The sequence below is a fragment of the Microbacterium sp. 05T445 genome, from assembly GCF_056395865.1.
Window position 1 is genome coordinate 631473 of record NZ_JBFTKJ010000002.1, and the last position, 11774, is coordinate 643246.

General features: G+C 70.1%; 12 protein-coding genes. 10 read left to right on the forward strand and 2 right to left on the reverse strand.

Features of this window, described 5'->3' with window-relative positions:
* Window positions 1-111 precede the first annotated feature (111 nt).
* Window positions 112-789 carry a Maf family protein gene (locus tag AC1DDU_RS12410; RefSeq protein WP_477434529.1) on the reverse strand — a complete coding sequence of 226 codons (678 nt, stop codon included), beginning with the start codon at window positions 787-789 and terminating at the stop codon, window positions 112-114.
* A 45-nt stretch (window positions 790-834) separates the two neighbouring features.
* Here AC1DDU_RS12410 and AC1DDU_RS12415 point away from each other — a divergent pair, with 45 nt between their 5' ends.
* From AC1DDU_RS12415 to AC1DDU_RS12445, 7 genes are read left to right on the forward strand one after another with little or no spacing between them, the layout of a single operon-like run.
* Window positions 835-2175 (forward strand): class I SAM-dependent RNA methyltransferase, encoded by a 1341-nt coding sequence (locus AC1DDU_RS12415; RefSeq protein WP_477434531.1) that lies wholly within the window; start codon window positions 835-837, stop codon window positions 2173-2175.
* Window positions 2176-2230: 55 nt separating this feature from the next.
* Window positions 2231-2920 (forward strand): glycosyltransferase family 29 protein, encoded by a 690-nt coding sequence (locus tag AC1DDU_RS12420; RefSeq protein ID WP_477434533.1) that lies wholly within the window; start codon window positions 2231-2233, stop codon window positions 2918-2920.
* Between the two features lie 22 nt (window positions 2921-2942).
* A complete protein-coding gene (locus AC1DDU_RS12425) occupies window positions 2943-3320 on the forward strand; it encodes a hypothetical protein (protein WP_477434535.1) in 378 nt (125 codons plus the stop codon).
* Window positions 3317-4300 carry a UDP-N-acetylglucosamine 4,6-dehydratase (inverting) gene (gene pseB, locus AC1DDU_RS12430; RefSeq protein ID WP_477434537.1) on the forward strand — a complete coding sequence of 328 codons (984 nt, stop codon included), beginning with the start codon at window positions 3317-3319 and terminating at the stop codon, window positions 4298-4300. Before AC1DDU_RS12425 ends, pseB begins: the two co-directional genes overlap by 4 nt.
* A 4-nt stretch (window positions 4301-4304) precedes the next feature.
* Complete coding sequence (locus AC1DDU_RS12435) at window positions 4305-5435, forward strand: DegT/DnrJ/EryC1/StrS family aminotransferase (RefSeq protein ID WP_477434539.1); 1131 nt, start codon at window positions 4305-4307, stop codon at window positions 5433-5435.
* Complete coding sequence (locus AC1DDU_RS12440; protein WP_477434541.1) at window positions 5432-6163, forward strand: cytidylyltransferase domain-containing protein; 732 nt, start codon at window positions 5432-5434, stop codon at window positions 6161-6163. The genes AC1DDU_RS12435 and AC1DDU_RS12440 overlap by 4 nt, the downstream gene beginning before the upstream one ends.
* A gap of 5 nt (window positions 6164-6168) precedes the next feature.
* Entirely contained in the window at window positions 6169-7590 is a 1422-nt protein-coding gene (locus AC1DDU_RS12445; RefSeq protein ID WP_477434543.1) for a GNAT family N-acetyltransferase, read from the forward strand.
* 26 nt (window positions 7591-7616) lie between these two features.
* Here the strand turns inward: AC1DDU_RS12445 and pseI are convergent, their stop codons facing one another.
* On the reverse strand, window positions 7617-8672 hold the full coding sequence (pseI, locus tag AC1DDU_RS12450; protein WP_477434545.1) for a pseudaminic acid synthase: 1056 nt from the start codon (window positions 8670-8672) through the stop codon (window positions 7617-7619).
* Between the two features lie 68 nt (window positions 8673-8740).
* Between pseI and AC1DDU_RS12455 the strand changes: the two genes are divergently transcribed.
* From AC1DDU_RS12455 to AC1DDU_RS12465, 3 genes are read left to right on the forward strand one after another with little or no spacing between them, the layout of a single operon-like run.
* A complete protein-coding gene (locus AC1DDU_RS12455; RefSeq protein ID WP_477434547.1) occupies window positions 8741-9418 on the forward strand; it encodes a response regulator transcription factor in 678 nt (225 codons plus the stop codon).
* Entirely contained in the window at window positions 9408-10658 is a 1251-nt protein-coding gene (locus AC1DDU_RS12460; protein ID WP_477434549.1) for a sensor histidine kinase, read from the forward strand. Before AC1DDU_RS12455 ends, AC1DDU_RS12460 begins: the two co-directional genes overlap by 11 nt.
* Complete coding sequence (locus AC1DDU_RS12465; RefSeq protein WP_477434551.1) at window positions 10655-11755, forward strand: hypothetical protein; 1101 nt, start codon at window positions 10655-10657, stop codon at window positions 11753-11755. Before AC1DDU_RS12460 ends, AC1DDU_RS12465 begins: the two co-directional genes overlap by 4 nt.
* The last annotated feature ends 19 nt before the right edge of the window (window positions 11756-11774 follow it).

Sequence of the window (11774 nt, forward strand, 5' to 3'; positions counted from 1 at the left end):
TACCGACGGCATCCCCTGCGCTTTTGAGCGGTTCGTACAAGAACCGACGAGAAACGTGGGATTCCTACTACAACGCCGGATGTCCGTCGGCGCGCCGCATCGCTCGCTGACCTACCGCGCGGGCGTGTCGTCGAGCGACGGGTCGATGGTGTTCCACAGCGCGGTCCACTCTCCGCCCAGCTCCCGCACGAGGCGGCGCAGCGTCGAGACCGACATCCCCACCACGGTCGAGGGATCCCCGTCGACTCGGGAGATGAAGGCCCCGCCGAGACTGTCGACGGTGAAGGCTCCGGCCACCAGCAGTGGCTCGCCGGTCGCCACATAGGCCTCGATCTCGGCATCCGTCACATCGTCCACGAAGGAGACGGATGCCGCCGCCGTCGCGTGCGCCTCGCGCGGCGTCGCGTCCGGCTGCACGCGCACGACGGCGTGGCCGGAGTGCAGCACGCCGGTGCGTCCGCGCATCGCCTGCCAGCGGGCCACCGCGTTCTCGGGGGTGTACGGCTTGCCGAGGATCTCGCCGTCGATCTCGAACATCGAGTCGCCGCCGATCACGATGCCGTCGAAGTCGGGGATGTCGTCGCGCAGCCGTGCCGCGACGTCGGCGGCCTTGCGGCGCGCGAGCAGCAGCACGTGCTCGTCGGGTGCGAGCGTGCGTCCCTCGGCCGCCTCCACCGTCGCGATCACGGCCTCCTCGTCCACATCGGGCGCGAGGGTGAGGGGGCGGATGCCGAACTGCTGCAGCAGCATGAGCCGGGCGGGCGAGGTCGAGGCGAGGCAGACGCGCATGCGTCCACGGTACTCAGCGGGCGGGCACGCGCCTAAGCTCGACGGGTGAGTGAACCCGGCGACATCATCGACCTCGAGATCACCGACGTGGCGCACGGCGGCGTGTTCGTCGCCCGTCACGAGGGCCGTGTCGTGTTCGTGCCCGACGCCATCCCGGGCGAACGTGTGCGCGTGCGACTGGCGGACACCTCGAAGAAGGCGTTCTGGCGCGCGGAGACACTGGAAGTGCTGGATGCCTCCCCGCACCGTCGACCGCATGTGTGGCGGCAGGCCGACGTCGACGTCGCGCCGGAAGACCGCCCAGGGGGCGCCGACTTCGGTCACATCGAACTCGCGCACCAGCGTGAGCTGAAACAGCGGGTGCTGCTCGACGCCCTGCGGCGGTTCGGCGGCATCGACTCCCCGGAAGCGAGCATCGTCCCGCCCACGCCCGTGCTGTTGGCGGACGGCGCGGTGCTCGCCGACGAGACCGCGGACGGCACCGGATGGCGCACCAGGGTGAGCCTCCACGTCGACGCCGATGGGCGCATCGGGCCGTACGCCGCGCGCAGCCATCGCGTCATCGCGGTCGAGGACCTGCCCCTGGCGACGGCGGAGGTCCAGGAGGCGGGCCTGGCGCTCCGCGGCGGCGCTCCCGGCCGCATCGACCTCGTGCAGCCTGCCGACGGCCGCGTGCGGGTCGTCGCCCGTCCTGAGGAACGCCGTCACGACCGAGGCCGTCGCCGCGGCGCGCAGGGCGCAGCATCCTCCGCCCGCAAGGATCCCGCCCGCGAGATCGTCGTGGAACGGGTCGACGGACGGGACTTCCGCGTCGACGCCGGAGGCTTCTGGCAGGTGCACCGGCTCGCCGCGCACTCCCTCACGAACCTCGTCGAGTCCTCGCTCCAAGGTCTCTCGGCGGACGCCGCGGTCGATCCCGACGCGTGGCACCTCGACCTGTACGGCGGTGTCGGGCTCTTCGCCGCGACGCTCGGCGATCTCGGCGGCCCAGGCACACGTGTCACCACCGTCGAGTCCGATGCCCGCGCCACCGAGCACGCCGGCGAGAACCTCGCGGACTGGGTCGGCGCGCGAGCCGAGACCGGCCGCGTCGACCGATGGCTGGCACGCCTGGGAGCGGAGGCATCCGTCACCGAGCGCGAGCGCCTCTCGCGGGGCGTCGTGCTCCTGGACCCGCCTCGCGCCGGCGCCGGCCGCGAGGTCGTCGAGCACATCACCGCCCTCGCGCCCCGGACCGTCGTGTACGTCGCGTGCGACCCCGTCGCGCTGGCCCGCGACATCGCGACCTTCCGGTCCGGCGGATTCGCCCTCGAGAGCGTCCGGGCGGTCGACCTCTTCCCCAACTCGCACCACGTCGAAGCCGTCGCGGTCCTCACCCGGGAGTAGCCGCACCCCGATCGACGAGCGTTCGACGTCGAACGCCGGATAGGCTTGCGCGATCATGAAAGCCGACCCTGCTGCGCCATCGACGCCGCCCGATGCCGAGGACTTCTACGACGTCCTGCGGCCGCTCGCCACGACCTACGCATCCCGTCGGTCGATTGAGCGCGTGGCGGTCGTCGGCAATCAGCCGCTCGCCGAGTCGAAGGAGCGGGCCGAGCTCATCGACTCGGCCGACATCGTCTTCCGCGTCAACGGATTCCGGCTCGATGAATCCGCCGATCCCCCATCGCTCGGCACCAAGACGGATGTCGTCGTGTTCAACCGCGGCGTCCGCCCGACGCCTTGGTTCTTCTCGGGGTATCGAGAGCGGCTGTACCTCATGATCGAGCCCGGACGGATGCAATGGGAGTGGGAGATCTACCCGAGATTCTGGCCGCAGGACCTCGGTTTCGTCACCGTCCCGAATCGCGACGTCATCATCCCGCTCAATCGCGAAATCGGTCTCGACCCTGAACGCGACGGGCAATGGGCGACGACGGGAACTACCATGATGTGGATCGCCGCACACCTCTTCCCGAATGCGACAATCGATGTCACCGGTCTGTCATTCGTCGACGAACCCGACCAGACCTCCTGGGAACATGCCTATGGGGACGCCTGCATCGTGGGCCCGGAGCATCTGATTGCGAACGAGGGGCGACTCGCACATCAATGGATCGACAGCGGTCGCATCCGTTTCCATCGTTGAAGTCCCACATCAGAGGATCACCATGTTCAATCGGATCAAGAATCGGCTGACGCTCGCGGTCGAGCATCGGGTTGATCGACGATTCGACGAGCGCATCGACGAGCTCGTCCGCGAGCGCGACGCGCAGATCAGCGCGGTCCGGGCGGAGCTTGCCCGCGTCACCGACCGCTTCGCCGCCGACTACGGTCACATGAGGACCGAGTTCGACCGAGTGGCGCCACAGATCGCGGCGCTGGAGTATCGCTTCGAGTCGCTCCGCAGCCAGCTCGTCATGCCGGAACCCGATTCGGCTGATGCTCAAGCTCGCGCCGAGCTGGAGCACGAGCGCGCCCGCCTGCGGTTGGAGCTCGTCAGCCACTACGAGGAGCGCTTGCGCCGCCTCGAGGAGCCGCGCTCGTGAGTTCGGTCCTCGACGGGAGTTCGATCCTCATCACCGGCGGTACCGGCTCGCTCGGAAAGGCGCTGACTCGGGAGCTGCTCGAGAACCGCAACGTCGGACGGCTCGTCATCCTCAGCCGCGACGAGCTGAAGCAGTTCGAGATGCGGCAGCAGTTCGGCGACGACCCGCGGCTGCGATGGTTCCTCGGTGACATCCGTGACGTCAGCCGCCTCCGCCGCGCGATGCACGGCGTGGACTACGTGATCCACGCGGCCGCGCTGAAGCAGGTCGATACGGCCGAGTACAACCCGTTCGAGTTCGTCGAGACCAACGTACGCGGGTCGCAGAACGTGATCGAGGCGTCGATCGACGCGGGAGTGCATCGCGTCGTCGCGCTTTCGACCGACAAGGCGTCCAGCCCCATCAATCTCTACGGGGCGACGAAGCTCGCGGCCGACCGCATGTTCATCGCGAGCAATCACTACGCCGCGAACTACCGCACTCGGTTCGCCGTCGTCCGCTACGGCAACGTCTCCGGCTCTCGCGGAAGCATCGTGCCCAAGTGGCGCGCGCTCGCGAGCGAAGGGCGGCCGCTGCCGATCACGGACCTGCGGATGACGCGCTTCTGGATCACCCTTCCGCAGGCGGTCGAGTTCGTCCTGTCGTCTTTCGACGTCATGACGGGCGGCGAGCTCTACGTCCCTCGGATTCCCTCGGTCCGCATCTCCGAGCTCGCAGAAGCCGTCGCTCCCGGCGCGGAGACGATCGAGATCGGCATCCGCCCGGGGGAGAAGCTCCACGAGGAGATGATCGCCGAGGACGATGCTCGTCGCACGCTCGTGCTGGGGGACCGCTTCGTCGTGCAGCCGCATCTCAGTGGATGGGGGTACACGGCCCCGGAAGGCGGCAAGCCCTTCCCCGAGGGCGAGAGCTACCGGTCCGACCGCAACGACCGTTGGCTGAGCGTCGACGAGCTGCGCGCGATCCTGAACGCGGGGTGAGTCGTTGATCCAGTACGGACGCCAGTCCATCGACGAGTCCGACGTGGCAGCCGTCGTCGCGGCGCTCCGCTCCGATTGGCTGACGACCGGGCCCGCGGTCGACGCGTTCGAGGAGGACGTGAGCAGAGTCGCCGGGGTGGAGCTTCCCGCCGTTGCGGTGACCAGCGGAACGGCCGCGCTCCATGTCGCGTATCACGCAGCGGGCGTCGGACCGGCGAGCGAAGTCGTCACCTCGCCCCTCACCTTCGCAGCGACGGCGTCGACGGCGGCGCTGCTGGGCGCCACGATCGTGTTCGCAGATGTGGACGAGACCACCGGAAACCTCGATCCGGATGCCGCATCCGCAGCGGTGACCGACCGCACGGACGTGATCGCCGGAGTCGATTACGCAGGCGTTCCCGTCGATGCCCCGCGTCTGTCGGAGGTCGCCCACCGCGCAGGGGCGGTGTTCCTCGAGGATGCAGCCCATTCGATCGGCAGCACGCTGGCCGGTCGTCCCGTAGGCAGCCTCGCCGATGTCACCACGTTCTCCTTCTTCCCGACCAAGAACGCCACCACCGCGGAGGGCGGCGCGGTCGTCACACGTGTCGGCGGCCTCTGGGAGCGGGCACGGTCCTTCCGCAACCACGGACTGGTCCGCGAGCGTGACCGGCAGAGGTGGCCCGATGAAGGCCCTTGGCATCAGGAGATCGCCGCGTTCGGTCTGAACTATCGGCTCCCGGACGTGCTGGCCGCTTTGGGATCGAGCCAGCTGCTCCGACTCGCCGCCTTCAAGGCGCGGCGCGCGGCGGTGTTCGACCGCTACCACGCGGGCCTCTCGGGTATCGACGGGCTCGAGCTGCCCACCTGCCCGCCCGGGGCGGACCCGATGTGGCATCTGTACCCGCTGCGGGTGCCCGCGGTCGACCGGCGGCGCATCTTCGACCAGCTCCGCTCGGACGGCATCGGCGTCCAGGTGAACTACATCCCGGTCTATTGGCACCCGGTCTTCGCGGACCTCGGATACCGTCGCGGCCTGTGTCCCGTCGCTGAGGACTGGTATCGCCGGGAGATCTCGCTTCCCATGCACGCCTCGCTCGCAGACGACGACGTGGATCGGGTGATCGACGCGGTCAGGAAGGCGGTCGGCGCGTGAGAGCTCGTGTGGTCGCCATCGTCCAGGCGCGCATGGGATCGACCCGGCTGCCCGGGAAGGTGCTGCGCGCACTCGACGGCAGACCCGTCCTCGACTGGGTGGTCGATGCCGCGAGGTCGGCCACCGAGATCGACGACGTCGTCGTGGCGACCTCGACGCTCGACGTCGATGACGCGATCGCTGTGTGGGGCATCGATCGATCGGTGTGCGTCATCCGCGGGAGCGAGAACGACGTCCTCTCCCGGTTCGTGCTCGCCGCCGACGAGAGCCGGGCTGATGCGGTCGTGCGGCTGACAGCGGACTGTCCACTGCTTGACTCCACGCTCATCGACCAGGTGGTCGCGTTGTGGCGGCGCGACCCCGAGCTCGGGTACGTCGCGACGACTCTGGAGCGCACGCTCCCGCGCGGCTTGGACGTCGAGCTGATCACCCGCGACGTGCTCGAAGAGACCGATCGTGTCGCGGCGGGCCACGACAGGGTTCACGTCACCAGTCGCGTGTATGCGGCCGGATCCTCCGTCCCTCGGGCGGGAATCGTGGTGGAACCCTCTTCGTCGCATCTGCGCGTGACGCTCGACGTCGAGGAGGACGCGGCTCTGCTGGATGCCCTCGTGCCGCTGCTGCCCCGGCCGCCGCGTTGGCGCGATGTGGTCCGACTGCTCGAGACCCATCCGGAGCTGGTGGCACTGAATGCCGGAGTGATCCAGAAGCGGGTCGACGAGGGATGAGCGCGGTGCTGTTCCGTTGCGATGCGACCGTGCGGGGCGGGATCGGCCACTTCGTGCGGACTCTCGCTCTCGCGCAGGAACTCGCGGCGCGCGGCCGTCGCGCCGTCATCTCGGGCGACATCGAGGCCGAGCTGGCGCACGAGATGCTCCGCGGCACCGACATCGAGGTGCTGCCGGCGGCGAAGACCGCGGACGAGCTTCTGGCGCAGGCTGCGGCCGTTCGCGCACGGGTGGTCCACCTCGACCGATATGAGGGATTCCCCGACATACGGGCGGCGGCGGACTCGGAGGATCGCGTGATCTCCACCGCCACGGATGCCGAGTACGGTCGCCGATCCGCGGACGTCATCGTCGACGGTTCCCCGCGCGCGACCCGGGAGTTCGATGAGCTCTACGGCGACGCCGATGTGTGCCTCGGGTCCGACCACGTGCTGCTGCGTCGTGAGCTGGTCGGCGCTGGCGGCGATCAGGCTGACGTCGCCGAAGCGGGCGGGCTCAAGGTGCTGGTGCTGATGGGGGGGACGGATGCCGCCGGCTACGGGATCGCTGTCGCCCGCGCCGCGGTCGGCACCCCCGGTGTCGCGCGCGTCGGACTCGTCGGCGCCACGGAAGCGACGCCGCGAGTGGCTTCGGTGCCGCGTCTGGCAGATCTGCCCTCGCTGGTCTCGCATTGGGACTTCGTCATCACCGCCGCGGGCACGACCGTGTGGGAGTTGGCGGCGATGGGGATCCCCATGGCACTGGTGGGGGTCGCCGAGAATCAGCGGGATCACTACGACACACTGCTCGCCGAGGGTGCGGCGATCGGCCTCGGCTTCCTGCCGCCTCCCGATGACGTGCCGATGGCCGAGCTCGCGCGAATGGCCTTGGACTCGCCCGCTCGCCGAGCGATGGCCGAGCGCGCCCGCCGCATGGTGGACGGACGCGGCGCGGCGCGGGTCGTCGACGCGTGGGATGGGGCCGTGCGGGATCGCCGGACGTCGTCGCTCGAACTGCGGCCGGCTGAGCTGCGCGACGCGGGCCGCCTCTACGCGTGGCGAAACGATCCGTCGGTGCGACGGCAATCGCGAAACACCACGGCGCTTCGCTGGCCCGACCACCTTTCATGGCTGACGGGATCCCTGAGCCGCGCCGACCGCAGGCTGCTCGTGGCGACGCGGCGTCGCCCCGTCGGGACGGTGCGGCTCGATGCGCTCTCACCTGGTGAGTGGGAGATCTCGGTCACCGTCGCACCCGGAGAGCGTGGCCGAGGCATCGGCGGCAGCATGATCGACCGGGCGCTCGCTTCGCTATCACCCGAGGCCGGCAACCGTGTCGTGGCTGAGCTCCGCGAATCCAATGAGGCGTCCCGCGCCTTGTTCCGGCGTGCGGGATTCCTGCTCGCGGGGTCGGCCGATGGCTGGGAACGGTGGGCCATCGGGTTCTGAGCTCGCCGGGAAAGCGGGCGCTCGGCTCAGATGAGGTCCCACGAGAGCGCCGTGCCGCGCCGCACGGACCGTCGGAAGGGGCGACCGACGACGACCTCCCACTCCGCGGGCGGAAGCCCGCCCGCGGGACGAATGGAACGGACGCAGTCCGCAGTCACCAGCTCGCCCGCCTCGACATCTTTCACCACCCAGAGCGATCGCCGAAGTCTCCGGCTCTCGGATTCGCCCGACGTCACCATCGGCGTGACAGACCCGAGCGCCTCCCACGCGCGTCTCGTCTCTTGAGTCAAGGCGGCGAACTCGCTCGGCTCGAGCGAGAACGCGGCATCGACGCCGCCTTCGGCGCGCGAGAGCGTCAGGTGCTTCTCGATCACGCTGGCGCCGTGAGCGACTGCCGCCAGCGCCGCACCGATGCCCGGCGTGTGGTCGGAGAATCCGACTTCGACATCGAGGGCATTGCGCAGCGTCGGGATGCTGCGGACATTGGCCTCACGCGGATCTGCCGGGTAGGACGACACACACGAGAGGAGAACGATCTCACGGGCGCCGGCGTCCCGGAGCGTCTGGATCGCCTGGGTCGCCTCGAGCATGCTGGCGGCACCGTTGGAGATGATGACCGGCTTGCCGGTCGCGGCGACCGCGCGCAGGAGACCGGTGTCGCCGAGTTCGAGCGAGGCGATCTTGTAGACAGGGGCGTCGAGCCGCTCGAGCAGATCGACCGCCGTGGTGTCGAACGGGCTGGAGAAGGGGATGAGCCCGCGCTCACGGGCGCGGGCGAACATCTCTTCATGCCACGCCCAGGGCGTGTGAGCCTCGGTGTAGAGGTCGTAGAGGGTCCTTCCACCCCAGAGGCCGTGCTCATCCGACACGCGGAATGCCGGCCCGTCGGCGTCGATCGTGATCGTGTCGGCCGTGTAGGTCTGGAACTTCACGGCGTCCACGCCGGCGTCCGCTGCCGCATCGATGATCGCCAGGGCCCGACCGAGGTCGCCGCCATGATTTCCCGAAACCTCTGCGATCACGAACGGCGGGTGCTCGATACCGACGGGGCGACCCGCGATGGTGACTGCGTGGGGGATCATGACTGCCTTTCTGTCTCATCAGGCTACAAGGTCACCGGTCTCGGCCAGGGTCTCGGTAGGCTGACGGCATGACGCGCGTGGCCTTCATCGACGACCACGAGTCTGTCCGGCTCGGACTCGAGGCCGCCTGCGCGCGGACCGGGGGCATGCACGTCGCCTTCTCGGGCAGCACGGTCACCGAGTATCTCGACTGGCGGGCCTTCTCACGGGAGGCGCCGGCGGACGTGGTCGTCCTCGACCTCACCCTCGGCGACGGCACCACCGTGACCGAGAACGTGCGGCGCCTGGTCCTGGACGGCTCGAGCGTGATCATCCACAGCGTCGCCGACCGCCCGGCAGCGGTCCGCGAGGCTCTCGCCGCGGGGGCGGCCGGCGTCGTCAGCAAATCGTCGCCGATCGGCGACGTGATCGCGGCCGTGCGCACCGTCGCGAAGGGCGAGCCGCTGAACAACGTGGAGTGGGCCAGCGCCGTGGAGGGCGACAGGGCGTTCGCCGACGCGCAGCTGTCGGCGCGCGAGCGCGACGTGCTGCGGCTCTACGCCGCAGGGCTGCCGCTGAAGGTCGTCGCGGACCGGCTGGGCGTCGCGTACTCGACCGCCAAGGAGAACATCACGCGCATCCGGGTGAAGTACGTGGAGGTCGGGCGCCCCGCCCCGACCAAGATCGACCTGCTGCACCGGGCGGTCGAGGACGGCATCCTCGACGAACCGTCCGCCGACGCCGGAGAGGGTGCACGTGGCCGCTGACGGACAGGGTGCGGTCCTCGCCGCGGCCTGGGGGCAGATCCCCCACTCTTCGCAGGCGACGGCCGGGATCGGTTCGTTCACGCGCTCACGTGTCGAGCGCATCATCTCGCTCGTCGCCGGCGGCTTCGGCTCGCTGATCCTCGGCGTGCAGGCCTTCCTGTCGGCGCTCGGTCCCTCCGACGAGCGGCCGGGCTGGCACGAGTCGCTGATGGTCGTGGTGTTCGGCTCGCTCGCGGTGATGATCCTCGCGTGCGTCATCGGCCGGGGCGTGCGCATCGCGGCCGGGGCCTTCGCGGTGATCTACATCGTCGCCCTCCTGCTGTGGCCGGTCGCGACGGCGGGCATCGTGCCGAGTTCGGTCGACGAACCGTGGATCTGGTACCTCGTCAACATCGCGACGCTGGCGGCGGTGCTCGCCTTCAGCTTCCCGCTGCAGATCGCGTGGACGATCGTCGCGCCGGTCCTCTTCGGGCTCGTGCGGCTGATCCAGTGCGGATTCGGCGGGGAGTACCTGCTGACGGTCGGCCTGGACGTGTCGTTCGCACTCATTCTCGGCGGCGTCATCCTCACTCTCGGCTGGCTGTTCCGCTCGGTGGCCGTCAACGTCGACGAGACCCGGGCGCGCGCCGTCGCTTCCTATGCCGATGCGGCCGCCGCCGACGCCGCGGAGCAGGAACGCGTCGCGGTGGCGGCCCTGATGCACGACAGCGTGCTTGCGGCGCTCATCGCCGCCGAGCGTGCCACCACGCCCCGCGAGCGCACCCTCGCCGCCACGATGGCGCGTGAGGCGCTCACCCGGCTGGCGAACACGGAGCAGGACGCGCACGAAGGCACTGACGAGCCCAAGGATGCCGAGGCCCTCGGCGACGACATCGCGGCTGCCGCGCGCGAGCTGGGTGTCGATGTGGACGTCCAACGCAGCATCGCCGCCGACGCGACACCGCTGCCGGGTCGCGTCGCCCGCGCTCTCACCCTTGCGGCCACTCAGGCGGTGGCCAACGCCATCCAACACGCCGAGGGTGCCGGGCTGGGCATCGCCGTGATCGCCCAGGGTGCGCGCGTGCGCGTCGAAGTGCACGACGCGGGAGAGGGATTCGATCTGGATGCCGTGCCCGACGACCGTCTCGGGATCCGCGCGTCGATCGTGGCACGGGTGGCCGCGGTGGGCGGCCAGGCCGACCTCGAGAGCGGCCCCCACGGCACCGTGGTGCGACTGACCTGGCAGGAGCCGGCGGCATGATCAGCGTCAAGAACGTCCTCGTCCTGCTCGCTGTCGCGTTCACGGCGTATCTCGCGGCCCGCGGGCTGTGGTGGGACGGCACCGTGGCGTATCCGCTGCTGGTGGTCGTCACGCTCGCGTTCTATCTCGCGACGACATGGCTCTGCATCTTCTGGGAGCGCTCGCCCGCCCGGGTGTCCGCCGCCCCGGTGGCCGGCTCCGTGCAGGCCGAGGAGAGCGCACTCACGACCGGCGCGGTCCGCACCGACGGCGTCCGCGGTCCCGCGCGGCTTCCGCTCGTCGCGCAGATCCTCGCTCTCGCGTGTGCGTTGATCGTGCCGACCGCGATCTCGGTCGGCGTGGGCAGCGCCTCCCGCACGGCCTCGTTCGCCACCTGGTATCTCGGTGGGATCGGTGCGCTGATGACGATCGTGATGGTTCGGCGGCGGCCTTGGGCGGCATGGTCGGGCACGCTGGCGCTGGCGGTCGCGTCGATGGTGTGGATGGGACCGGGGACGGCGCTCGCGCTGGGGCTCGTCGGTTCCATCGTGTGGGTGACCTGCGCGCAGCTGCTCGTGCGGTCGATGGACCGCGCCGCGCGGGACACCTCACGGCTGACGCGACTTCAGCGCGCCGCCACCGCGTGGCAGACCTCGCAGGTGGTGCGTCAACGTGAGCGACGAGTGCAGGTGCAGCGCGCCCTGGCCGTCGCGGGTCCGGTGCTGACCCGTACCGTCGCTCATGCCGGTGCGCTCACCGACGCCGATCGGCTGGAGGCGCGCATCGCCGAGGGTACGCTGCGTGACGAGATGCGCGGCCCTCGCCTCCTCGACGACGACGTCCGCGCCGAGCTTGCGCGGGCGCGACGACGAGGGGCCAACGTGACCGTTCTCGACGAGGGGGGTCTCGACGACGTCGGCGAGGAGGGGCTGGCGGTCATCCGCGCTCAGCTTGCCGACACGCTCCGCTCCGCCAGCTCCGACCGGCTCTACATCCGCACCTCGCCCGACGAGCGGATCGCCGTCACAGTCGTGGGGCGTTCGACTCCCGTCGGGGCGCCCAGCGACGAGGACGCCGTCGACCTGTGGCGGGAGATCCCTCACCCCGGCGCCGCCTGAGGCGGTCGCCCGCGCGATG

Bases quoted from the DNA above. Each gene is read 5' to 3' on its own strand.
- AC1DDU_RS12410 (WP_477434529.1), bottom strand. From the start codon at position 789: ATGCGCGTCTGCCTCGCCTCGACCTCGCCCGCCCGGCTCATGCTGCTG.
- AC1DDU_RS12420 (WP_477434533.1), top strand. From the start codon at position 2,231: ATGAAAGCCGACCCTGCTGCGCCATCGACGCCGCCCGATGCCGAGGAC.
- AC1DDU_RS12425 (WP_477434535.1), top strand. From the start codon at position 2,943: ATGTTCAATCGGATCAAGAATCGGCTGACGCTCGCGGTCGAGCATCGG.
- pseI (WP_477434545.1), bottom strand. From the start codon at position 8,672: ATGATCCCCCACGCAGTCACCATCGCGGGTCGCCCCGTCGGTATCGAG.
- AC1DDU_RS12455 (WP_477434547.1), top strand. From the start codon at position 8,741: ATGACGCGCGTGGCCTTCATCGACGACCACGAGTCTGTCCGGCTCGGA.
- AC1DDU_RS12465 (WP_477434551.1), top strand. From the start codon at position 10,655: ATGATCAGCGTCAAGAACGTCCTCGTCCTGCTCGCTGTCGCGTTCACG.